This window comes from Corynebacterium cystitidis (genome assembly GCF_900187295.1).
GTDB classification, from domain to species: domain Bacteria; phylum Actinomycetota; class Actinomycetes; order Mycobacteriales; family Mycobacteriaceae; genus Corynebacterium; species Corynebacterium cystitidis.
Genome location: NZ_LT906473.1, coordinates 1,022,637 through 1,046,259 on the forward strand (window position 1 = coordinate 1,022,637; position 23,623 = coordinate 1,046,259).

Annotated in this window: 25 protein-coding genes; 21 read left to right on the top strand and 4 right to left on the bottom strand. The window is 57.4% G+C overall.

Annotated features, from left to right (window positions below):
* Positions 1–179: 179 nt before the first annotated feature.
* From ruvX to CKV99_RS04905, 12 genes are all read left to right on the top strand, one after another.
* Positions 180–707 carry a Holliday junction resolvase RuvX gene (gene ruvX / locus CKV99_RS04850; protein ID WP_092255149.1) on the top strand — a complete coding sequence of 176 codons (528 nt, stop codon included), beginning with the start codon at positions 180–182 and terminating at the stop codon, positions 705–707.
* On the top strand, positions 704–1,867 hold the full coding sequence (gene mltG, locus CKV99_RS04855) for an endolytic transglycosylase MltG (protein WP_092255151.1): 1,164 nt from the start codon (positions 704–706) through the stop codon (positions 1,865–1,867). The genes ruvX and mltG overlap by 4 nt, the downstream gene beginning before the upstream one ends.
* A 13-nt stretch (positions 1,868–1,880) precedes the next feature.
* Positions 1,881–2,711: a shikimate dehydrogenase gene (locus tag CKV99_RS04860; protein ID WP_092255153.1), complete on the top strand. Its 831-nt coding sequence runs from the start codon at positions 1,881–1,883 to the stop codon at positions 2,709–2,711.
* A 10-nt stretch (positions 2,712–2,721) separates the two neighbouring features.
* A complete protein-coding gene (locus CKV99_RS04865) occupies positions 2,722–3,165 on the top strand; it encodes a prepilin peptidase (protein WP_092255155.1) in 444 nt (147 codons plus the stop codon).
* A gap of 39 nt (positions 3,166–3,204) precedes the next feature.
* Positions 3,205–4,422, top strand: coding sequence for a chorismate synthase (aroC, locus tag CKV99_RS04870; RefSeq protein WP_197697212.1), 1,218 nt, complete (start codon positions 3,205–3,207; stop codon positions 4,420–4,422).
* A gap of 76 nt (positions 4,423–4,498) precedes the next feature.
* Positions 4,499–5,029 carry a shikimate kinase gene (locus tag CKV99_RS04875; RefSeq protein ID WP_092255717.1) on the top strand — a complete coding sequence of 177 codons (531 nt, stop codon included), beginning with the start codon at positions 4,499–4,501 and terminating at the stop codon, positions 5,027–5,029.
* A gap of 72 nt (positions 5,030–5,101) precedes the next feature.
* Positions 5,102–6,172, top strand: coding sequence for a 3-dehydroquinate synthase (gene aroB, locus CKV99_RS04880; RefSeq protein WP_092255159.1), 1,071 nt, complete (start codon positions 5,102–5,104; stop codon positions 6,170–6,172).
* A 50-nt stretch (positions 6,173–6,222) separates the two neighbouring features.
* A complete protein-coding gene (aroQ, locus tag CKV99_RS04885; protein WP_092255161.1) occupies positions 6,223–6,657 on the top strand; it encodes a type II 3-dehydroquinate dehydratase in 435 nt (144 codons plus the stop codon).
* Between the two features lie 102 nt (positions 6,658–6,759).
* Positions 6,760–7,851 carry a M24 family metallopeptidase gene (locus tag CKV99_RS04890; protein ID WP_092255163.1) on the top strand — a complete coding sequence of 364 codons (1,092 nt, stop codon included), beginning with the start codon at positions 6,760–6,762 and terminating at the stop codon, positions 7,849–7,851.
* A gap of 43 nt (positions 7,852–7,894) precedes the next feature.
* The gene (gene efp / locus CKV99_RS04895) at positions 7,895–8,458 is read left to right on the top strand and encodes an elongation factor P (protein ID WP_092255165.1); all 564 of its coding nucleotides are present in this window, start codon (positions 7,895–7,897) and stop codon (positions 8,456–8,458) included.
* Positions 8,458–9,114, top strand: a complete 657-nt coding sequence (nusB, locus tag CKV99_RS04900; protein ID WP_092255167.1) for a transcription antitermination factor NusB — start codon at positions 8,458–8,460, stop codon at positions 9,112–9,114. Before efp ends, nusB begins: the two co-directional genes overlap by 1 nt.
* 44 nt (positions 9,115–9,158) lie before the next feature.
* Positions 9,159–10,010, top strand: a complete 852-nt coding sequence (locus CKV99_RS04905; protein ID WP_092255169.1) for a PPK2 family polyphosphate kinase — start codon at positions 9,159–9,161, stop codon at positions 10,008–10,010.
* Between the two features lie 71 nt (positions 10,011–10,081).
* On the opposite strand, the gene CKV99_RS04910 is transcribed toward CKV99_RS04905, so the two are convergent.
* From CKV99_RS04910 to CKV99_RS04925, 4 genes are all read right to left on the bottom strand, one after another.
* On the bottom strand, positions 10,082–11,209 hold the full coding sequence (locus CKV99_RS04910; RefSeq protein WP_092255171.1) for an HNH endonuclease signature motif containing protein: 1,128 nt from the start codon (positions 11,207–11,209) through the stop codon (positions 10,082–10,084).
* Positions 11,210–11,292: 83 nt separating this feature from the next.
* Entirely contained in the window at positions 11,293–11,766 is a 474-nt protein-coding gene (locus tag CKV99_RS04915) for a YbjN domain-containing protein (RefSeq protein ID WP_231910175.1), read from the bottom strand.
* Positions 11,756–12,226 (bottom strand): type III secretion system chaperone family protein, encoded by a 471-nt coding sequence (locus CKV99_RS04920; protein WP_092255174.1) that lies wholly within the window; start codon positions 12,224–12,226, stop codon positions 11,756–11,758. The genes CKV99_RS04915 and CKV99_RS04920 overlap by 11 nt, the downstream gene beginning before the upstream one ends.
* A gap of 56 nt (positions 12,227–12,282) precedes the next feature.
* On the bottom strand, positions 12,283–13,533 hold the full coding sequence (locus CKV99_RS04925) for a TIGR01777 family oxidoreductase (protein ID WP_331712844.1): 1,251 nt from the start codon (positions 13,531–13,533) through the stop codon (positions 12,283–12,285).
* 252 nt (positions 13,534–13,785) lie between these two features.
* On the opposite strand from CKV99_RS04925, the gene pyrR reads away from it, so the two are divergent.
* The 9 genes from pyrR to rpoZ all read left to right on the top strand — a co-directional run bounded on the left by pyrR (position 13,786) and on the right by rpoZ (position 23,567).
* Positions 13,786–14,382 (top strand): bifunctional pyr operon transcriptional regulator/uracil phosphoribosyltransferase PyrR, encoded by a 597-nt coding sequence (pyrR, locus tag CKV99_RS04930; RefSeq protein WP_092255178.1) that lies wholly within the window; start codon positions 13,786–13,788, stop codon positions 14,380–14,382.
* Positions 14,383–14,387: 5 nt separating this feature from the next.
* Complete coding sequence (locus tag CKV99_RS04935; protein ID WP_092255181.1) at positions 14,388–15,317, top strand: aspartate carbamoyltransferase catalytic subunit; 930 nt, start codon at positions 14,388–14,390, stop codon at positions 15,315–15,317.
* Between the two features lie 11 nt (positions 15,318–15,328).
* Positions 15,329–16,666, top strand: a complete 1,338-nt coding sequence (locus CKV99_RS04940) for a dihydroorotase (RefSeq protein WP_231910176.1) — start codon at positions 15,329–15,331, stop codon at positions 16,664–16,666.
* A 62-nt stretch (positions 16,667–16,728) separates the two neighbouring features.
* The gene (carA, locus tag CKV99_RS04945) at positions 16,729–17,904 is read left to right on the top strand and encodes a glutamine-hydrolyzing carbamoyl-phosphate synthase small subunit (RefSeq protein WP_092255185.1); all 1,176 of its coding nucleotides are present in this window, start codon (positions 16,729–16,731) and stop codon (positions 17,902–17,904) included.
* Between the two features lie 22 nt (positions 17,905–17,926).
* On the top strand, positions 17,927–21,295 hold the full coding sequence (carB, locus tag CKV99_RS04950; RefSeq protein ID WP_092255187.1) for a carbamoyl-phosphate synthase large subunit: 3,369 nt from the start codon (positions 17,927–17,929) through the stop codon (positions 21,293–21,295).
* Positions 21,292–22,134, top strand: a complete 843-nt coding sequence (gene pyrF, locus CKV99_RS04955) for an orotidine-5'-phosphate decarboxylase (RefSeq protein ID WP_092255189.1) — start codon at positions 21,292–21,294, stop codon at positions 22,132–22,134. The genes carB and pyrF overlap by 4 nt, the downstream gene beginning before the upstream one ends.
* A gap of 206 nt (positions 22,135–22,340) precedes the next feature.
* A complete protein-coding gene (gene mihF / locus CKV99_RS04960; RefSeq protein WP_092255191.1) occupies positions 22,341–22,664 on the top strand; it encodes an integration host factor, actinobacterial type in 324 nt (107 codons plus the stop codon).
* A 3-nt stretch (positions 22,665–22,667) separates the two neighbouring features.
* Complete coding sequence (gene gmk / locus CKV99_RS04965) at positions 22,668–23,267, top strand: guanylate kinase (protein WP_092255193.1); 600 nt, start codon at positions 22,668–22,670, stop codon at positions 23,265–23,267.
* A 6-nt stretch (positions 23,268–23,273) separates the two neighbouring features.
* Complete coding sequence (gene rpoZ / locus CKV99_RS04970) at positions 23,274–23,567, top strand: DNA-directed RNA polymerase subunit omega (RefSeq protein WP_092255195.1); 294 nt, start codon at positions 23,274–23,276, stop codon at positions 23,565–23,567.
* Positions 23,568–23,623: the final 56 nt, after the last annotated feature.

The following is a 23,623-nucleotide window of genomic DNA, read 5'->3' on the forward strand; positions in this document are numbered from 1 at the left end:
ATCACATACGGACGAATTCTGTAGCAATTGGTGACGTTCACACGCTTTTTGGGGTACTGTAACGGATTGGTTACGAAACACGCCCGGATGTGTAGCTATCACAACATATAAAGCGGATAGCGTGGATGCGACCGGAAATACCGTCATTTCAACTTGTGAAGGACACTGGACTAACGCCTATGGCTGCTCAGCAGATCACACACGACACACCCGGTGTCGATGACCCCGGCCCAGGTCGGCGCATCGGCATCGATGTCGGGACAGTTCGAATGGGTGTTGCCTCATCGAATCGGGAGGCCACACTGGCCACTCCGGTGGAAACAGTGCCCCGAGTCACCGGTTTCAAAGACCGTGATCAAGAAGATATTGATCGTTTGCTTGACATTATTGAGGAATACCAGGCGGTCGAAATCGTCGTCGGGCTGCCCCGAAATCTCAAAGGCCATGGATCCGCGAGTGTAAAACACGCAAAAGAAATCGCCTTTCGCATCAATCGCAGGCTCGGAGGCACCATCCCCGTGCGCTTAGCTGATGAGAGATTAACCACAGTTGTTGCCCACCAAGCTTTACGCGCATCAGGTGTCTCGGAGAAGGCAGGCCGTGCCGTGGTGGACCAAGCAGCAGCGGTAGAAATCCTCCAATCGTGGCTCGACGGCCGCGCAAACTATCTCAAGATCAGTAGTGAGAGTAAGGAGAACAATTCATGAGCTCCCAGCGTTCATCCCGGGGTCGCACCGGTGCAGTAGCGGTACTGGTCACCTCATTACTGCTGATCATCGGCGCAGTCGCCTATATCGGTTTCGCCGTGACTACATCATCAGGTAACTCCGTCTCGCGCGACTTCGAAGGTACCGGCAACGGTGTGGAGCAAATCATTGAGATCCCGGAAGGAAGCTCGATGTCAGCCCTGGGCCCAGAGTTGGAAGAGTTGGGCGTCGTTAAGTCCGACTCTGCGTTCCAGACGGCTGCCGCCAACAACCCTGATTCGGGGAATATTCAGCCTGGTTTTTATCGTCTGCAGAAGCAGATGAGCGCTGCCGCTGCGGTGGAGGCACTACTGAACCCCGAGAATCAGATCGATCTGCTAGACATTCCAGGTGGCGCTACCCTGTCCGACATCACCGTGGTTGGCGGTGACACCCGGTTTGGAATCTACACCATGATTTCGAATGTCACCTGTGAAAACGGCAGCCAGGAACAGTGCATCACCGCCGGCGAGCTTGAAAGTGCAGGTGCTAATGCAGACCCTGGCGTACTGGGCGTGCCCACGTGGGCCCTGGCTCAGGTCGAGGAGCGCACCGGCGATCCGAAGCGGATCGAAGGATTGATCGCACCAGGCCAATACGTTGTTGACCCGAATTCAACCGCCGAGGAAATCCTCACCGATCTCATTACTCGTTCGACAGCAAAGTACAATGACACGGGCATCGTTGAACGTGCAGGAGCGATCGGCCTGACCCCGTACGAGCTGCTGACCGCAGCCTCGCTGGTGGAGCGTGAGGCTCCTGCCGGTGAGTTCGATAAGGTCGCCCGTGTTATTCTTAACCGCCTCAATGAGCCGATGCGCCTCGAGTTCGACTCCACAGTGAACTACGGCCTCGAGGACGTCGAGGTAGCAACCACCGACGAGGACCGCGCCCGCGAAACCCCGTGGAACACGTATGCGATGGACGGCTTGCCTGCCACCCCGATCGCCTCTCCATCAGAAACGGCGATCGAGGCAATGGAGAACCCAGCGGACGGTAACTGGCTGTTCTTCGTCACCATCGACCAGGACGGCACCACGGTATTCAATAACACCTTTGAGGAACACCTCAACGACGTGCAGCGTGCACAACAGTCCGGCATCCTCGACTCCAATCGCTAGGAGCACACTACAGATGTCTACTCTTACCTCCGCGACATACAAGGCCGCTGTACTGGGGCTGCCCGTTGAGCACTCACTGTCACCAGTCTTGCACGGCGCGGGTTTCTCTGCCGCCGGATTAGACAACTGGGAGTACGAACGCATTGAGTGCTCCGCGGAAGATCTTCCACGCATTGTTGGTCAAGCCAGCGAGGACTACCGCGGTTTCTCAGTCACAATGCCCGGCAAGTTTGCGGCGCTGGAATTCGCCGACGAGGTCACCGAGCGCGCACGCTTGATCGGGGCAGCGAACACACTCGTACGCACTGAAGTGGGCTGGCGCGCCGATAACACCGACTGTGAGGGCATACTCTACGCCTTTAGTGAGCTTATCGACGATCAATCCACACTCGAACACGTCGTTCTGATTGGGGCGGGGGGTACAGCGCGGCCCGCTGTGTGGGCGCTGGGAACGTTGGGCGTGGAACGCATCACAATGATCAATCGGTCCGACCGTCGTGCAGAGTTCGAAGAGCTGATCGCGCGTTTCGACGCCACCGTTGATTTCGTACGCTTCGATGCAGAGCTAGAGTCCATCACGATGTCGGCCGATGCCATTATTTCCACTGTTCCATCCGCGGGGATCGAAGACTATGTTCCACAGTTGGGGCATGCACCAGTGCTTGACGTGATCTATGATCCGTGGCCCACCCCGTTAGTGATCCGGGCCGCTGCCAATGGATATCGCACCGTGGGCGGTCACGTGATGCTGGCTGGCCAGGCCTATAGTCAATTTGCACAGTTTACCGGCGTGGACGCCCCACGCGAGGCGATGCGCCGAGCGCTGGAGGACCGCCTCGGCTAGCATCGGTGCCATGGTAGGACTCGGGGGAGTACTTTTGTGGAGCGTTGCTCTTTGCTTTTATGATGTGGCATTTCGGCGTCTCCCAGACTGGCTTACAGTACCGGCAGGGGTGGTAGCCATCGCGACTGCGGTAATCCTCAATCCGCATGCCTTGGTCGGGGCGATCTGGCCGTTTCTGTACTTGTGCGTGGCATGGCGAGCAGGCGGGATAGGAGGCGGGGACATCAAGTTGGCGGTGCCACTAGGGATCTGGGTGGCGTGGCACACGGGAGTATTCGGCACAATCATCGCCATGGCGTTGGCAAGCGCGTTCACTGTTTGCGCTTTGCTGTGCGCACGGCCGCTGCGTGGGTCTTCCAGCGGAGCACATGGGCCTGCTATGCTGCTTGGGGCATGGACTGTGGTTGGAGTGGAGCTGCTGAAAACCAGCGGGGGCGCGTTCTCAATGGGGTAATAGTCGGATTGAGGCGCCGAGTGTGAGACAATGCTTGGCATGCTTCGTTGGACTACTGCAGGTGAATCCCACGGCCAAGCGCTCATCTCCATGGTGGAGCACATGCCCGCTGGGGTCCCGGTGACAAAAGAAGAAATTTCATACCAGCTTGCTCGTCGACGCCTCGGCTACGGCCGTGGTGCGCGCATGAAGTTTGAGCAGGATGAGTTAACTTTGCTCACCGGAATCCGCCACGGCAGAACTCTGGGCGGGCCAATTGCTGTGATGATTGGCAACAGTGAGTGGCCTAAGTGGACCACGATAATGAGCGCAGAACCCGTTGACATGGATGATCCCGATGTGCAAAAGGCTATGGGCTCCGGCCGTGGCGCTAAACTCACCCGGCCACGCCCTGGACATGCTGACTTTGCCGGCATGGTGAAGTATGGCTTCGATGATGCCCGCCCAGTTCTCGAGCGCTCGTCGGCACGCGAAACGGCAGCCCGCGTAGCTGCCGCCACCATTGCGCGCAGTTTCCTGCGAGAAACCCTTGGCGTGGAGGTATTTTCACACGTTATCTCGATCGGCGAATCGAAACCGTACGATGGCCCGTCGCCACAGTTTTCCGACATCGAAGCGATCGACCAGTCGCCGGTACGTGCCTTCGACGAAGACTCCGAAGCAGATATGATCGCATGCATCGAATCCGCAAAGAAAGCCGGCGACACACTCGGCGGTGTGGTGGAAGTCATCGTTGATGGCCTCCCAATTGGTTTGGGCTCGCACATCTCCGGGGAAGACCGTTTAGATGCGCAGCTGGCTGGTGCTTTGATGAGCATTCAGGCGATCAAGGCTGTTGAGATCGGCGACGGCATCGAAGAAGCCCGCCGCCGTGGCTCTGAAGCCCACGACGAAATGGTGCGCGACAGCGACGGGGAAGGGGTAACACGCCTCACCAACCGTGCAGGCGGTATCGAAGGCGGCATGACCAACGGTGAACAACTGCGAGTGCGCGCCCACAAGAAGCCAATTTCCACGGTTCCACGCGCGCTAAAGACAGTGGATATGGCTACCGGCAACGCCACAACCGGCATTCACCAACGCTCTGACGTGTGCGCTGTACCCGCCGCAGGTGTTGTAGCTGAAGCGATGGTGGCGCTCGTTCTCGCACGAGCTGTTCTTGAGAAATTCGGGGGAGACAGTCTGGAGGAAACTAAGCGTAATATTGCTGCCTACCAGCTCTACATCGACGAGCGTCTAGCGTTTGGAGAGAACTAACATGGACCAGTTTGACGCGTCTCAGGAAAATGTACAGTCAGGTAGCAACGCCAAAAGCACTATCGACCCGAGCCACATGCCGTCCCACTCTGTGTGCCACACCACCCCGAAAGTGGTGCTGGTCGGCCCTCCTGGTGCCGGAAAGTCCACCATCGGACGTCGTTTAGCAAGCGCCACCAACCTCCCTCTCATTGATTCCGACGACTTGCTCGCCAAGGGCGTGAAGATGCCCACCGGCGAGTACTTCTCCTTGGTAGGTGAGGAGAAATTCCGCGAAGCCGAACGGGATTATGTTTCCCAAGCTCTCCACACCGGTGGCATCGTCGCGCTCGGTGGGGGAGCGGTGCTTACCGACGAGGTCCGGGACATGCTGCAAGGCCACACCGTGGTGTGGATTGATGTCAGCCCTGAAGAAGGCATTCGGCGCACTTCACGCGATAACAGCAGGCCTGTGCTAGCTGCACAAGACCCGGAAGCGCACTACCGAGCATTGCTAGAGGCACGAGAACCGTTTTATCGTGAGGTTGCAGACTACCGCGTGCGCACCGACGAACGACCACCGCAGCGGGTGGTTGCCGAAATACTGGCGATTATTGACGCTGACTAGCCCCTCAACGGGGCCTCATCGGCACCCGTGATTAGTACCGTGATTAGTACAGTAAAGGAACTTTAAGAAGCAATGGCGACCATCACTGTAACTGGGCCGACGCCCTACAACGTCCACATCGACCGCAACCTCACCAACATGGTTGCAGCACGGATCAAGGACATCGGGGCTCACAAGGTAGCCGTCGTGCACCAGCCCACACTGGCAGCCCCCTCACGCGTACTGGCTGAAGAACTCCAGGCTGCCAATGTTGACGTCGTTCTTGCCCCAATCCCAGACGCCGAAGAAGGCAAAACCCTGCGCGTCGCGGGCGAATTATGGGACCTGCTGGGCGAGCATAATTTTTCGCGTCAAGACGCCATCATCGGCCTCGGTGGGGGTGCCACTACCGATTTAGCCGGGTTTGTCGCAGCCACGTGGATGCGCGGAATCACAGTGCTCCAAGTTCCCACAACGCTACTGGCCATGGTCGACGCGGCCGTCGGAGGAAAGACAGGCATTAACACCGCAGCAGGCAAAAACTTGGTCGGCGCGTTTCATGAACCCAGCGGTGTCTACATCGACTTAGAGCGGTTGTACACGCTTGACGACGAAGAAATCATCGCTGGCTCAGCCGAAATCATAAAAACCGGCTTCATTGCAGATGAGCGCATCTTAGAAATCGTGGAGGCCGACCCGGCACGTGCCCTTGATGTCGACGGATACCTTCCCGAGTTGATTGAACGATCCGTAGCCGTGAAGGCTAGCGTGGTCGGACAAGACCTAAAAGAAGCGGGATTGCGCGAAATGCTTAATTACGGTCACACGTTTGGTCACGCCGTCGAAAAGCGTGAAAACTACCGGTGGCGCCATGGGCATGCGGTCGCTGTGGGGATGATGTTCATCGCACACCTCGCCCACGGTCGAGGTCTGATCGACACCGAGCTTGTAGCCCGCCACAAGAACATTCTTGAATCAGTTGGTCTGCCCACCAGTTACGAGGCCGGCGCATTCGACGAATTATTCGAAGGAATGAGCCATGACAAGAAAAATCGTGACGGCATGATCCGCTTCGTTGCTCTCGACGCAGTAGGCAGCACAACGCGAATTGAAGGCCCAACCGAAGAAGAGCTACGGGCAGCCTATACAGCAGTCTCCCAATAACTGAAGACCGCAAACAAACGAAGAAAACCACAGGTGGACGAAGGACAGTCATGAAGATTCTTGTGCTCAACGGCCCCAACATCAACCGCCTTGGCAAACGCCAGCCGGAGATTTACGGTTCGACGACGCTGGCAGAGATCGAAACGATGCTCGTCGATAAAGCGCAAGAACTCGGTGTGACGGTAGAATGCCGCCAATCCAACTACGAAGGTCAACTCGTCGAATGGGCACACGAGGCTGCAGACAATCAGTGGCCCGTGATCATCAATCCGGGCGGGTACACCCACACTTCGGTGGCGCTGCGCGATGCGCTCGTCGAGACGACCGATCACCATGGGTTTATAGAGGTGCACATCTCTAATGTTGCTGCGCGAGAGGATTTCCGCCAACACTCGTATCTCTCCGCCATCGCGGTGGGAACCATTACAGGCTTAGGTCCCCAGGGCTACCTGCTGGCCCTAGAGTATTTCGCCGCACTCGCTTAGCCACGCCGAGCGGGGCTAAGCACAGACACGTTGTGTCGCCCACCTCCAGCGCTTTAAGCACAACTGCTCAACTTCTTGCCCGGCCACGCTACAGTAGCCGGTATGGCTTTAGCAGATACTCGGTTTGATACCCGCCGCCGTGCGCTAGCCGCAAAGCTCGCCGGCATGCGTCTCGACGACATCCTTGTCACGCATCTCACCCACGTTCGATACCTCACCGGCTTTTCCGGGTCCAACGCAGCGTTGGCGCTGTCAAAAGACCGGTCAACCGCAATCGCCACTGACGGGCGCTACACCACACAAATTGCTGAAGAAGTCCCAGATATCGAGGCAACCATTCGTCGTCAATGCGCCACTGCATTGTTGGAGAACATCGGTGGCGGGCGTCGCGTCGGCTACGAGGCCGATTACGTCACCGTCACCCAACTAGAAACGCTGGAAAAAACCTGCCCAGAAGGCGTCACACTCGTGCCAGTTCGCGGCATCATCGAGGCACAACGCGCCATCAAAGACGCAGGCGAATTAAGAGAACTAACCAACATCGCGGCCGTGACCACCCAGGCCATGCTAGACATGCTCGCCGCCGGTGAAATCGCAGCCGGGCGCACAGAAATCGCCATTGCCGCTGACCTGGAATACCGCATGCGGTGCCTCGGGGCTGAGCGCACCAGCTTCGACACCATCGTCGCCTCGGGGCCGAATTCTGCCAAACCACATCACACGGCTGGCCAGCGTGTCCTTGCTGACGGAGATCTCGTCACCATCGATTTCGGCGCACACCGCCATGGTTTCAATTCAGACATGACACGTACGTTCAACGTCGGAAAGCCCGATGAGTTTGCCCGAGAGATCTACGACATCGTACTGCGAGCACAACAGGCAGGAATCCGCGCCGCGACACCCGGCACCGCCCTACGTGATATCGACGCCGCCGCACGCAGCATCATCGAGGACGCAGGCTACGGTGCCTACTTCACCCACACCACCGGCCACGGCATCGGGCTCGACGTACACGAAGCCCCCAGTGCCTCCACGCGTTCCGACGAGATCCTCGCCGAAAACATGACGTTAACGATCGAACCAGGCATCTACGTACCAGGCCGGGGCGGAGTTCGCATCGAAGACACACTTGTGATCACCTCAGGCGCGCCCAAAATAATCACCGGTGTCAGTAAAGAACTGACTGTGGTGTAGGCTTGGGCTGCTTGTATCCAACAATTGTTAAGGGGAAAACTTCGTGGCAACCACCGCCGATTTCAAAAACGGCCTCGTCTTGCTGATAGACGGCAAACTCCAGCAGATCGTTGAGTTCCAACACGTCAAGCCAGGCAAGGGCCCAGCATTCGTGCGCACCAAGCTCAAGGACGTCGTCTCTGGCAAGATTGTCGACAAGACCTGGAACTCAGGCGTGAAGGTCGAAACCGCAACAGTGGACCGCCGTGACATGACCTACCTTTACGACGACGGCACCTCCTACGTAGTCATGGACGACCAAACCTACGAACAGTATGAGCTACCGCACGACGCATTCGGAGACGCCGGCGCATTCCTCAAGGAAAACATGCGGGTTCAGGTGTCCTTCTACGAAGGCGATGCACTGTTTGGTGAGCTTCCTGTCTCCGTCGATCTTGAGATCACTCACACTGATCCAGGTCTGCAAGGTGACCGCTCTACTGGTGGCACCAAACCAGCAACCGTCGAAACCGGTGCTGAGATCCAAGTTCCGCTATTCCTAGAGACCGGAAATGTAGTCAAGGTCGACACACGTACCGGCGAGTATCTCTCCCGCGTAAACAACTAATGAGCCAGACCAACAACCCTAGTGCCGCACAGCACGCCGGAGATGGTGCTGAAAACAGGACCATTGAGAACAGCTTCGTAGACAACGGGACAGCAAGCACGCGCAAAAAGCGTGACTTCAAGCGACGCGGATCACGCTACCGGGCACGGCGACGCGCCGTCGACATTTTATTCGAGGCGGAAGCTCGCGACGTGGACCCTGTGGCGATCGTTGAGGACCGAGTACAACTGGCAAGAAACCCAGAAAACCAGGTTGCACCCGTCAACGAATACACCAAGACAATCGTCGCGGGGGCTGCCGAGAAGCTTGATGACATCGACGACGCGATCGAACGGTTCCTGTCTGTCGACTGGGAACTGGGACGACTGCCCGCTGTCGACCGCGCAATCCTCCGCGTGTGCGCCTGGGAGATCATGTTCAACGATGATGTCGATGGGCCCATCTCTGTTGTCGAGGGCGTCGAAATGGCTACCGAGTATTCCGGAAATCAAGCACCTCCGTACATCCATGCTGTGCTCGATGACGTAGTCCAAACAAACAAGGACAACGCTCCGGAGCTTATCGACAATGATGAATCTGATCACAGCGGAGATACGGAAAACACAGCGAGCGCGGAGGGGTCACAAAATGCCTTAGGGGATCTTTCAGGCGATTAGTTGGGCCGCCGGAAGACTCTGATAGATCGGTAGACTCGGAAAGCATGTCTGACATAACAATCGAGGATGCACTCGCCCTTCGCGTCGAGGAAGGTTTCCACTTAGCCGATGTCGCCCCGGAATCAACTCCGGGTTTCAACGGAGACTCGGGTGACCTCGAAGACGCCTTTCACGCATTTGATGATGATCTCGATGAGCTCCAGGAAAAGCTCTTCGCCAACGGCCGAGCAAACTCCGACGACACTGGCTCTATCCTGCTAGTTCTGCAAGGAATGGATACTTCGGGAAAGGGCGGGGTGATTCGCCATGTAGTGAAAGAACTTGACCCCCAGGGTGTGCATACCGTCGGTTTTGGCCGACCTACTGAGGAGGAGTCTGCGCATGATTTCCTCTGGCGGTTCGAGCCGCATCTGCCGCTTCCCGGCATGATTACGGTGTATGACCGGTCTCACTACGAGGATGTTTTGGTTCAGCGAGTGAAGAATCTGGCACCCCCAGAGGAAATTGAGCGACGCTACGGGGCGATCATCGATTTCGAAAGCGAACTGGTAAAAAACGGTACACGCATCATCAAAGTAATGCTGCACATTTCACGTGCTTTCCAGAAACACAACCTGCTCGAGCGCCTTGAACGTGAGGATAAGCATTGGAAATACGATCCCGGTGACCTTGAGGATCGCTCCTTGTGGGAGCTGTATCAAGCGGCATACCAGATTGCGATGGAACGTACCTCAACTAAACGAGCGCCATGGTATTGCGTCCCCTCCGACAACAAGAAGTACGCACGCACCATAGTCAAGGCCCTTTTAGTGGATGCTATGCAGTCCATGGAGCTGAAGTGGCCAGAACTAGATTTTGATCCTGAAGAAGAGCGTCGCCGCCTCGAGTTGTCTTAACTAGGCTTTTCGCGGGCGAGAGGAGTTATGTGTGCAAAAATCAAAGCTCTTCCTGAAGCAGCATATAAGTTTTAAACGATTCTTAGTGCTCCTCCTCGCGCTGTCGGATGATCGTTTAATTGCGGGGCGGCACCGAACGCATTGAAATACATGCTCTGCCCGTTAATGTTATCGACATAACCGAAACGTTTTTCGCTGCGGTTATCGTCGACTTTTCCATTGTGATAGCGGCACAGCATCGATACATTGCTCACGTTGGTGTTGCCTCCTGCCGACCAGGCGATGTTATGGTTCGGCTCACACCTTTCGGCTGGTTGTCCACATCCAGGTATTGCGCAGACTGGATCGCAGGCTTTGGCCATGATGCGTTGCTTCTGGCTGAAGAAGCGGTCGGTCCGGTAGAGATCTACCGGACCAGAGACACGGCTGGTGAGCATGAAGAATCCGTGCTCGGTCAGCTGCAGGTCGAGGAATTCTTGGCCGGTGATGCGGGCCCCATTGGTGGCGGAGAGGATGATGTCTTTGTCGGAGGGTTCGAGCGTAATGTCCTTGGTTGTGGTTGCCGTGGTGCCGTAGAGTGTGGCGAGGTCGTCTAAGGACACGATCACCATTGGCGTGTAGCGGGTGCTTTCGCCTCCGGAGTTGAAAAGCTCAAGCAGGGATTCGGCAACGCTGAGCCCGGTGGAAGCTGCGTGGTCCCTGGCGGTTTCCCATATTTCGGCGATGGCTGCTTCGGGCCCGGTGAGATGGATAGTGCGGTCGAGTCGGTCGGCTGGATTGGACATAGACGCCTGAGTACGGGCAGGTTTGGTGCCGGTTGTGCCGGTGATTGCGGCGAGCATGGTGCGGGCTGCCGCCCGGATTTTTGTCAACCCTCCACGGATGCTTGCGAGACGTTTCCGTAGTTTCCAGGCATTGGTGTTTTTCTTCTTCCCGTCGGGAATGCGGCGCACGTAGCGTTCAATGACGTCGAGTGTTCCGAGGCTGTGTTTGTTTTCGGCCACGGCTTTGCGCGCGACTTGCTGTTGTTTCTTGTACCTAGTTGTGCCGAAGTAGACCCCCGAGAGCTTGCAAATTACACCGGCCATGTCGTTGTCGTGGAGCTTGTCGACGAGTTCAGCGCGGCTCAAGCCTTGAGCATCTTCGAGCACCCCCAGGGTATCGCCGAAGGCGTCGGCGAACCGCTCAAATCTGTTCATGGCTTCGACACTAAACGATGGTGCAAGGCCGTGTGCGTGCTGAAGCTAAAACCTGTGGATAACTACTACCTTGTGGATAAGTTTTAGGTGTTATCCTCCATGAGCTGGTTTAATTGCTCGGTGACTGCGACCATGGTGTCTTGGGCGGACAGGATTCCGTCAATCGCGGTCTGCAGGGTGTGTGAGAGTTGTGCGTCGTTAAGCCCGGCGGAAATCGGCAGCTCGCGTTCGGTGCGCACCACTAGTTTCTCGGTCTTGTTGACGATTACGGCGCGCGCCCCAAATGTGGTGGAGTTGACCTGGTTGGCGGCCAGGTAGAAGGTTGCGTTGGTGGCGTCGGCAGAGATGTCGGTGGCGGCGTCGGCACGCACAACGAGAACGGAGCCGAGCAATGCGAAGATGACGGTGAACCCGTTGATGTTAGCCTGGGCAATTCTACGGGTGTCGTCGCGGACCAGCGTGATGTCGCGGGAAGCCATGACGGCGTCAATGCGGTCCATGGTGACTTCGTAAGGTTGGCTGCCGGTGGGCTGATTGGTGCTCATGTTAGTGCTCATGTGGGTCCTCCCATGTGACAAGTTCGGGGAATTGCTCTTCCAGGGCGCTGAAAGCTCCGACGATGGCGTCGAGGGTAGACACTACGAATGCTCCGACTTGGTTGTAGCTTGTGCCTTGAGAGATATCCAGGAGGCGGAAGGCGTTCGCTGCGACGTAGTCCTCGGCCTGCTCGTAGAAGCGTAGGGTGGGGGCGAACTGCATTTGGTTGTATTCGTTGCACATGCCCAGCAGTGTGGCGGAGAGTGCTTTGGGGAATTCGCCGCGCCACAAAGCTTCGCATACTAGGTAGTCGCCCTCGCGCACGAAGGCGATAGCGGAGTTGATGAAGCCGGTGCGGACCACGGTGATTGAGCCGTCCGGGGTGGGGGTGTTTTGGAGGCGGTATTCGAGGTTTTCGTCGGCGAGCACCTGGCCGACTAGCGCGATGTCAAAGTCAGTGACGGTGTCTTTTTCGTCCATTCCACCACAGTAGCAACCGGTGAGATAGCTCCGGGTGCGATGTGTGGTGTGTCAGGCTAGGCGCCATAGAGCTTTTCGGTGCCCAATTCGTGTGCGAGTGCTACATCCAAGGTGGGGTAGCGGAATGTGTGTCCGGCAGCTTCCAGTGCTCCGGGGCGCACATTTTGGTCCGCCATGACTAATTCTTCAGCGCCTTCTTTGCCCAGTAAGATGCGTGGCCCGAAGGTGGGCACCGGCATCAGCTGGGGGCTTTTCAGTGCGCGGGCGATCGTGTCTGAAAGTTCGGAGTTGGTCACGGGGTTAGGCGCGGTGGCGTTAATTGGGCCTGATAGTTGGTCGTCGACAAGCGCGCGGAAGTAGATGTCTGTGAGGTCGTCGAGGGCGATCCAGCTCATCCAGAATTCGCCGTCGCCGAATCGGGTGGACAGGCCGGTGGCGGAGACGGCGCGGAAGATGGGGAGCACGCCTGACGACGATCCCAGTGCGATCCCGGAGCGCACGTTGACCACGCGGATGCCTGCTGCAGTTGCCGGCGCTGTTGCTTTCTCCCAGGCTGCGACGGTGTCGGCGAGGAATCCTTCACCACGGGGGCCTGTTTCGTCGATGGCGGCTTCGGAGCCGGCAGCGCCGTAGTACCCTACGGCGGAGGCGGAGACGAAGGCACGCATCCCGTCGGTGGAGGCGGCGATGTGGGCGAGTTTTTCGGTGGGTGCCACGCGAGAGTTGTAAATGTCGTTCTTGTGGGAATCGTTGAAGCGGCCCATCAGTGGTTCGCCGGCCAGGTGGACTACAGCGTGGACTCTTTCGAGCAGGTCGCGTGCGGGTCTGGTGGGGTTCCAGTAGCGTTGGCCGGGTTGTGCGTTGCCTCGCACGAGTTGGATGACGGTGTGGCCTGCGGTTTGCAGTTGTGCCATCAATGCGCGTCCGACGTGGCCGCGTGATCCGGTCATTGCGATTGTCAACGGTTCGCTAGCACCAGCGGTTTTTAACCGGTTGAGAAATGAGATGTCTTCGATGAGTTGGTGCTGGCGGTAGGCCAGCATGGGTTCGAGGGTGCTGGCAGGGGCTCGCGTGGTGATCTCGTCGGTGATCAGGGTGGCGTCGGGTTCGTCGTCAAGCGTTTCAAAGCGGTGGACGTGGCGCCAGTTTGCGAGCAGCTTGAGCGGAGCGTTGATACAGACGTCGGTGAAACGGCGCCCGGTGTGGTAGCCGGATAGGTCGTGGCGCGCGACCCATTTCAGGCCTGCTGGGAGGGAGAAGATGGTGGTGCCGTCGGAGAGTCGTTCGGCTTGTTGCACAGGTTTCATAGGAATGAAGGTGGGCGACAGGCGTGTGACTGCTCCCGGACGGGTGTGCCATTCCCACACTGTTTCCCTGTCGGCTGGGACTACGTGGTGTGCCGTGATTCCCATTGTGCTCCTTCGTGCGAAAACGTGGCTGTGGGTGCTAGAGTAGCAACCGGTCTAAGCCACAAGCATAGACAACAAATGAATAGCACAATTGAAACAGGCATTGACGTCCTTTAAAGAACCGCACAGAGAGGCGGAGAAGGAGGTTCGATGAGTACTGACACACAACGCACATCCGTTGAGCTGCTATCAGCCGAGGATGTTGCGCGTACTGTCGCACGCATCGCGCACCAAATCATTGAGAAGACCGCGCTTGACGATGAAACCCCCATCGTGCTGCTGGGTATTCCGTCTGGCGGTGTGCCACTGGCGCATCGTTTGAGTGAAGCGGTTGAGGAGTTTTCCGGGGTTGTTATCCCCGTGGGCAGTTTGGACATCACGCTGTACCGCGATGATTTGCGTGATAAGCCGCATCGTGCCTTGCAGCCTACGAGGATCCCCGTCGATATTGATGGTGCCGTCGTTGTGCTTGTCGACGATGTCCTGTTTTCAGGCCGTACCATCCGCGCTGCTCTTGATGCGTTGCGCGACCTTGGTCGTCCGGAGTCTGTGCAGCTTGCAGTGTTGGTGGATCGGGGGCACCGGCAGTTGCCGATCCGCGCGGACTATGTGGGGAAGAATATCCCGACGGCACGCACTGAAGACGTGACTGTGAAGATTAAGGCCCTTGACGGCGAAGATGCTGTTGTGTTGACGCGCGATGAGCTGCACAAGGAAGAGCAGCACAAGGAAGTTACGGAAGCTTGATATCTATGAAGCATTTGTTGGATATTGCAGACTTGTCGGCCGATGACATTGGTGGCCTGATGGATGAGGCGGACCGTTTCCGTGAAGCACTGGAAGGCCGCGAGATTAAGAAGTTGCCCACGTTGCGGGGGCGCACCATTTTCACGCTGTTTTATGAGAATTCTACTCGCACGCGGGCGTCTTTTGAGACGGCCGGTAAGTGGATGAGTGCGGACGTGATTAATATCGGGGCGTCGTCGTCAAGCGTGAAGAAGGGGGAGTCGCTGAAGGATACTGCGCTGACGTTGTCTGCGATTGGTGCGGATGCGATCGTGATGCGCCATCCAAGTTCGGGAGCTGCCAAGTTGATCGCTGATTGGGTGGCACCTGGTGGTGCTGGTCCGAGTGTGATTAACGCTGGCGATGGGTCGCACCAGCACCCCACCCAGGCGTTGTTGGATGCTGTGACAATGCGCCAGCGTATCGGGGAGATTCAGGGCCGCAAGGTCATTATTGTGGGTGACTGCTTGCATTCGCGTGTGGTGCGTTCCAACGTGGATTTGTTGTCCACACTGGGTGCGGAGGTTGTGCTGGTGGCACCTCCGACGTTGCTGCCCACTGGTGTGGAGACGTGGCCGGTGCGCACCAGTTATGACTTCGACGCGGAGATCGTTGACGCGGATGTGGTGATGATGCTGCGTGTGCAGGCTGAACGGATGAATGGTGGGTTTTTCCCGTCGCATCGCGAGTACGCCACGCTGTATGGCTTATCGAAGGATAGGGCTGCACGTATGAAAGATGACGCAATTATTATGCACCCTGGGCCGATGTTGCGTGGCATGGAAATTAACCATGCGGTGGCGGACTTTGACGAGACTGCAGTGTTACAGCAGGTGTCTAACGGCGTGCATGTGCGCATGGCTGTGCTGTTTACGTTGATTGCGGCTGGGGAATAGGAGAAATGAACGTGACGACGAATAACTATCCCGCTACTGGCCCCCTGGCACCCGTGCCGGAACAACCGCTGGTGATTTCTCATGTGCGGACGTACGGCGAGGGCGACCCGATTACTGTCGTTGTCGAAGATGGGACGATCACGCAATTGGGTGCGGAGGTGACTGCACCACAGGGCGCGCGTGAGATTGATGGCGGTGGTAATGTTTTGCTGCCCGGGCTGGTGGACATGCATGTTCACTTGCGTGAGCCTGGACGGGAAGACACAGAGACCCTGGCTACTGGTTCGAATGCCGCGGCGAAGGGCGGTTTCACCGCTGTTTTTACGATGGCGAACACGAATCCAGTGATGGATCAGCCCATTATTGCAGAGTCGGTGTGGTTGAAATCGCAGGCTTATGGAAAGTGCGATGTGCACCCGGTTGGTTCGATTACCCAGGGCTTGGAGGGTAAACAGCTGACTGAGTTTGGTATGTTGGCGCGGTCTGATGCGAAGGTGCGCATGTTTTCCGACGATGGGCGGTGTGTCAATGATCCGCTGATCATGCGTCGCGCTGTCGAATATGCGAAAGGCCTTGACGTGTTGCTGGCTCAGCACGCTGAGGATCACCGGTTAACAGATGGGGCAGTAGCCCACGAGGGGGCTGAAGCGGCACGGCTTGGTCTGCGCGGCTGGCCTCGTGTTGCTGAGGAGGCTGTGGTGGCCCGCGATACCATCATGAGCTGTGATTACGGTGGCCGCGTGCATATTTGTCACGCATCGACGGAAGGGACTGTGGACATGGTGCGCCTGGCGAAGCAGCGTGGCGCGCAGGTCACCGCTGAAGTCACGCCGCACCACCTGTTGCTTACCGACGAGTTCTTGCGTACCTACGACGGGCGCTACCGTGTGAACCCGCCGCTGCGCGAGGCGAAGGATGCCGAAGCGCTGAAAAAGGCGTTGCTCGACGGCACCATTGATTGCGTGGCTACTGATCATGCCCCGCACGGCTCTGAGGAGAAATGCGTGGAGTTCGAACACGCTAAGCCCGGCATGCTGGGGTTGGAGACGTCACTGGCGATCGTCGTCAAGATCTTTGTTGAATCTGGCTTGGCGGACTGGCGTTTCGTGGCCAGGGTGATGAGTGAGAAGCCTGCCGAGATTACGCGCCTGCCGGGACACGGTCGCCCGATTGCTGTGGGTGAGCCTGCAAATCTCACGATTGTGAACCCGGAGGATCCTTGGACGGTTGCCGGCGAGGAGTTGGAATCTAAGGCGGAGAACACTCCTTATGAGTCCATGGAATTTAATGCTCGTGTGACGCATACAGTGCTCCGAGGCAGGGTCACATTTGGCCCCGGGGTCGCGTGAGTTGCAGCGGATTACCCAAGGGATTCCGCATGATCAGTTTCAGAAGCATAGAATACGAACCAATGAATAATTTACAGCGCGAAAGGTCTGACGTGACTGACACCCGCATACCCGCCGTCCTCGTTCTCGGAGACGGCACCATCTTTGAAGGTACTGGCTTCGGCGCAACGGGCTCAACGCTCGGAGAGGCAGTGTTCACCACCGCCATGACCGGGTACCAAGAATCTATGACTGACCCGTCTTTTCACCACCAGATCTTGGTGATGACGGCACCACAGATCGGAAACACCGGCTGGAACGATGAAGATAACGAATCCCGTGACGGAAAGATCTGGGTTGCCGGACTGGTCGTCCGTGACCTGGCTAAACGCGTAAGCAACTGGCGCGCACAGCGCTCGCTTCACGAGGAAATGCTGGCCCAAAATATCATCGGCATTCAGGGGGTGGACACGCGCACCTTGGTGCGACACATTCGCAAGAATGGCTCCATCGCAGCGGGTATCTTCTCTGGTGAGGAAGCACTGGAGGATCCACAGGTGCTCGTCGACAAGGTCAATGCGCAACCATCTATGGCTGGCGCAGATCTCACCGCTGAGGTGACCACGACCCAGCCGTACACCATCCCTGCCGAGGGGCAAACCAGATACACGGTGGTTGCCTACGATATGGGGATCAAATCCGCAACGCCGGCGCAGTTCGCGGCCCGTGGGATTGAAACCATCGTGGTGCCAGCGAACACTCCGGTCGATGAAATCAAGCATTACGGTGCTGACGGCGTGTTCATTTCCAACGGGCCTGGCGACCCAGCTACTGCCGACGAGATGGTAGAAATCACCAAACAACTCATCAGTGACGGCGTGCCACTGTTTGGTATCTGTTTCGGTAATCAAATCTTGGGGCGGGCCCTGGGGCTTTCCACTTATAAGATGAAGTTTGGCCACCGTGGCATCAACGTGCCGGTGAAGAATCACGTCACCGGAAAGATCGATATCACTTCCCAGAATCACGGCTTCGCACTCGAAGGCGAGGCGGGCCAGAGATTCGACACAGAGTTTGGGCCGGCCCTGATTACCCACACGTGTCTCAACGACGGCACCGTCGAAGGCGTGGCGCTGGAAAGTGGGCGCGCGTACTCGGTGCAGTATCACCCAGAATCAGCAGCTGGCCCACACGACGCTAACCCGTTGTTCGATCAATTCATCTCCTTGATGGACCAGTACTCGCCGAATAAGAATTAACCAGGAAGGAACCTGAACAACTATGCCTAAGCGCTCTGATATAAACCACGTCCTGGTTATCGGCTCCGGCCCGATTGTCATCGGCCAGGCCTGCGAGTTTGACTACTCCGGTACCCAGGCCTGTCGCGTTCTTAAAGAAGAAGGCTTGCGCGTCACCCTGATTAACTCCAACCCGGCCACCATCATGACCGACCCGGAGTTTGCAGACCACACCTATGTTGAGCCAATCGAGCCGGCCTATATCGATATGATTCTTAAAAAAGAAGCGGCGCAGGGCCACAAGGTCGACGCGATCCTCGCAACGTTGGGTGGCCAAACCGCCTTGAACGCCGCGATCCAGATGGACCGGATGGGCCTGTTGGACAAGCACGGTGTCGAATTGATCGGTGCGGACATTGAGGCGATCGAACGTGGCGAAGACCGCCAGAAGTTTAAGGACATCGTCGAAAAGATCGGTGGTGAATCCGCCCGGTCGCGTGTGTGCTACAACATGGATGAGGTCCACGAAACGGTTGCAGAGCTGGGCCTGCCTGTCGTCGTTCGCCCCTCGTTCACCATGGGCGGGTTGGGCTCTGGCCTGGCGTTTTCTATGGAAGACTTGGAGCGCATCGCAGGTGGTGGCCTTGAAGCCTCGCCGGAAGCGAATGTGCTGATTGAGGAATCCATCTTGGGTTGGAAAGAGTTCGAACTTGAACTGATGCGCGACGGTGACGACAACGTGGTGGTCATCGCCTCGATCGAAAATGTTGACGCACTTGGTGTGCACACCGGTGACTCTGTCACTGTCGCACCAGCTTTGACCCTGACTGACCGCGAATTCCAGACCATGCGTGACCAAGGTATTGCGATTATCCGCGAGGTCGGGGTGGATACTGGTGGCTGCAATATCCAGTTCGCTGTTAATCCGAGGGATGGGCGCATCATCACCATCGAGATGAATCCGCGTGTATCGCGCTCGTCGGCACTAGCGTCCAAGGCGACTGGCTTCCCAATCGCGAAGATCGCCTCCAAGCTGGCCATCGGCTACACATTGGACGAGATTACCAACGACATCACCGGTGAAACACCTGCGGCGTTTGAACCAACGCTGGACTATGTCATTGTGAAGGCTCCGCGTTTCGCTTTTGAAAAGTTCGTCGGCTCCGATGACACACTTGGCACCTCCATGAAGGCTGTGGGTGAGTCGATGGGCATTGGCCGCAACTACATCCAAGGCCTCAACAAGGTTCTGCGCTCCCTGGAAACCAAGCCAGCAGGATTCTGGACACAGCCCGACGAGTATTTCGCGGGCGACCGCGCCACCGATGTCGACGCCGTGCTTGAGGATCTCAAGCGTCCTACCGATGGCCGCATGTATGACGTGGAACTAGCCATGCGTCTTGGCGCCACTATTGAGCAGATTTACGAAGCCTCCGGCATCGACCCATGGTTTTTGGCAGAGCTGCGGGCACTTGTTGATTTCCGCGAGAAGCTCATGAAAGCACCCGTGCTTGGAGAAGAATTACTCCGCGAGGCTAAAGTCTTTGGGCTTTCCGACGCCCAGATCGCAGCGCTGCGACCAGAACTTGCTGGTGAAGAAGGTGTCCGGTCGCTGCGCTGGTCGCTGGGGATTCGTCCGGTGTTCAAAACGGTTGACACGTGTGCCGGAGAATTCGAGGCGAAAACGCCGTACTACTATTCGGCCTACGAGAATTCCCCGCTGGCGGAATCTGAGGTGTTTCCCACCCAAAACGATGCCAATGGCAAGGGCAAGGGCAAGGTCATCATCCTCGGCTCCGGGCCTAACCGCATCGGTCAAGGCATTGAGTTTGACTACTCATGTGTCCACGCGGCGCTCGAGCTGTCGGAGAAGGGGTATGAGACGGTCATGATAAATAACAACCCGGAGACCGTATCCACCGACTACGACACAGCTGATCGCCTGTACTTCGAACCGCTGACGTTCGAAGACGTCATGGAGGTCTACCACGCGGAAAGCCAGTCCGGCCCCGTTGCTGGTGTCATCGTCCAGCTCGGCGGCCAGACCCCATTGGGCTTGGCGCAGCGTCTAGCAGATGCAGGTGTGCCGATCGTCGGCACGAGCCCAGAGGCGATCGATTTGGCCGAGGACCGCGGCGAATTTGGCAAGGTTCTAGCCGAAGCGAATCTGCCCGCACCAGCATTTGGGACGGCTACTTCCTTTGAGGAGGCGAAGAATGTCGCAGCGGATATCGGTTATCCGGTTCTCGTCCGCCCATCGTACGTGTTGGGTGGGCGCGGAATGGAGATCGTTTACGACCAAGAATCGCTCGAGGATTACATCAACCGTGCTACTGAACTGTCTCCTGACCACCCGGTGCTTGTCGATAGGTTTTTAGATTCTGCGATCGAGATTGATGTTGACGCCCTGTGCGACGGTGAGAACGTCTACCTGGGCGGCGTTATGGAGCACATTGAGGAAGCTGGCGTGCACTCCGGCGACTCGGCGTGTGCGCTGCCTCCCATGACCTTAGGCCCCGAGGATATTGAGAAAGTGCGCAGGTCCACTGAGGCATTGGCGCACGGGATTGATGTCAAAGGGCTGATGAACGTGCAGTTCGCTCTCAAGGACGACATTCTTTACGTGATTGAGGCCAACCCCCGTGCGTCGCGGACGGTGCCATTTTCGTCGAAAGCGACCGGCGTGCACCTGGCGAAGGCCGCGGCGCGTGTGATGATGGGTGCCACGATCCCTGAGCTTATCGACGAGGGCCTCCTGCCGGACTCCTATGACGGGGGTACTCTGCCGCTGGATCATCCGATTGCCGTGAAGGAGGCGGTGCTGCCGTTTACGCGTTTCCGCCGCGCAGATGGGACGATGCTCGACACCATCCTGGGCCCGGAGATGAAGTCCACCGGCGAGGTCATGGGCTTGGCCGAGAATTTCGGTGTGGCCTACGCCAAGGCGGAGGCAGCAGCCTTCGGCGAATTGCCCACTGCTGGCAGCGTGTTTGTCTCTGTGGCCAACCGGGATAAGCGCACTTTGATCTTCCCGATTCAGCGCCTGGCGACCATGGGATTTAAGATCTTGTCAACATCGGGCACGGCGCAGATGCTTAAGCGTAACGGTATTGAGTGTGAGGTGGTGCTCAAGGCTTCCGAGGTGCGCGAGGGTGCTGAGGGCAAGTCCATTGTCGAGCGCATTAAGGACGGCGAGATTGACATGATTTTGAACACCCCTGCGGGGTCGTCGGGTGCGCGTAACGACGGCTACGAGATTCGCGCTGCTGCGGTGTCCAGTGACGTGCCTTTGATGACTACTGTGCAGGGTGTGACCGCCGCAGTGCAGGGGATCGAGGCGATTAAAGCGAACGAGGTTACCGTGCAGTCACTGCAGGAGCTGGATCACTCACCCCAGGGTGGTCTGCGATGACGACAGAAACCGGCGCTAGTGCAGGTTTTGGCGATCGGCTTGTGGCTGCTGGCAGCGACCACGGACGGCTTTGTGTGGGGATTGACCCACATGCTTCCTTGCTGCGTGATTGGGGCCTGGGTGACACTGTGTCAGGGTTGAGTGAATTCTCGGCTCGCTGTGTTGAAGCTTTCGCTGGGCATGTCGCTTTAGTCAAGCCGCAGGTGGCGTTTTTTGAACGGTTCGGGGCCGCAGGGTATGGCGTGCTAGAACAGACGATCCAGGCACTTCGTGGCGCGGGCACACTAGTGGTTGCTGATGCAAAGCGCGGAGATATTGGTTCGACCATGGACGGCTACGCTGATGCATGGGTAGGCCAGAGTCCGCTGCAGTCCGACGCTGTGACTGTGTCTCCTTATCTTGGTGTAGGGGCCCTAGCTCCTGCAATTGAGCGAGGCGGTGTATTTGTCTTGGCCGCGACATCAAATCCTGAGGCAGTGGCTTTCCAGACTCAGCGCCTTGCGGACGGACGAACGGTTGCTCAGTTCATGGTGGATGAGTGCGCTGCCCTCAATGCCACAAAAGGAAGTTCGGTGGGCTCTGTTGGCGTGGTTGTTGGGGCGACACTGCAGCAACCACCCTGTCTTGATCACCTCAATGGCCCTGTGTTAATGCCTGGTGTTGGCGCTCAAGGAGGCACGGCCGAGGACGTTGAACGCATTGCGGGACGAAACGCTCACCTTGTGTTCCCTAGTGTTTCGCGCTCGGTTTTGGGCGCCGGACCAGACGTAAATGAGCTGCGGAAACAGGCGATCTACCTGGCAAAACACTACTATTCGCATGCCAAGGGTTCCCTTTGATAAAAGGCCTGGTAGTTTAGTACCGGCAACGCGGTGACGTGGAGAAACGCCGGATCAGTTATCGTGTTTGTCGGGGCCCGGTGCTAAACTGGGCCGAAGTCAGTGAGTAACACGGATGGAATTTCGGTTATCATCTGTCTATCACCAGGGTGCGAAGGTGCTCTGGAAAGAATAATTTTACTACTACGAAAGTATGGAGGAACCCCGTGGCCCTTCCCAAGTTGACTGACGAGCAGCGCAAGGCAGCGCTCGAAAAGGCTGCTGAAGCACGCAAGAAGCGCGCAGAGCTGAAGGCATCCCTGAAGCGTGGCGACACCAACCTCAAGGAAGTCCTGGACAAGGCTCAGTCTGATGAGATCATCGGCAAGACCAAAGTCTCCGCACTTCTGGAAGCCCTCCCAAAGGTTGGTAAGGTTAAGGCCCGCGAGATTATGGAAGAGCTCGAGATCGCGCAGACCCGTCGCCTGCGTGGCTTGGGTGAGCGTCAGCGCCGTGCTCTGCTGGAGCGCTTCGGCTTCTCCGAGGACTAATCTGTGTCCGTAGGCAACCCCAAGGGGCGCCTCGTCGTATTGGCGGGGCCGTCCGCCGTTGGGAAGTCGACGGTTGTGCACCGCCTTCGCGAAGAGCTTAAGGATTTGTACTTCTCTGTATCGATGACTACCCGTGCACCTCGCCCGGGTGAAGTTGATGGCCAAGACTATTTCTTTGTCACTCCTGAGGTCTTCCAGGATCGTATTGACGCTGGCGAAATGCTGGAGTGGGCAGAGATCCATGGCGGTCTGCAACGTTCCGGTACACCAGCGAAGCCAGTGCGCGAGGCTCTCGCTTTGGGAAAGCCTGTCTTAGTCGAGGTAGACTTGGCGGGTGCCCGGGCTGTTAAAAAGATCATGCCAGAGGCGATTACGGTCTTTTTAGCACCCCCTTCGTGGGAGGTTCTCGTTGACCGTTTAACGGGCCGGGGTACTGAGACCCAGGACGTGATCGATCGGCGGTTGGAGACAGCGCGTGCCGAGCTTTCCGCACAGGATGAGTTCGATGACGTGGTTGTGAACGACAACGTCGATGCGGCAGTGGCAGAAATCAGTGCTATCCTGCGTGATGGCAATCGAAACGACCCAACAAAGAGCGAGTAGGTACAAGTGAGCAACGTGACCAACGATCTGGGTGCGTCGGAAGACTTGGTGTACGACACACCGGAAGGTATTACCGCGCCACCCATCGACGAACTGTTGACCAAGGTGTCATCAAAGTACGCCCTGGTAATCTTCGCCGCGAAGCGCGCGCGCCAGATCAACAGCTACTACCAGGAGCACGATGAGGGCGTGTTCGAGTTTATCGGGCCGCTGGTGACTCCTGAGCAGGGAGAAAAGCCGTTGTCTATCGCATTGCGCGAAATTCAGGCAGGTCTTCTCGAACACGAGGAAGGCCAGTAAAGCTCACCTGATCTTTACTGCAAGCACCCATCGTCACCACTCGGTGAGGATGGGTG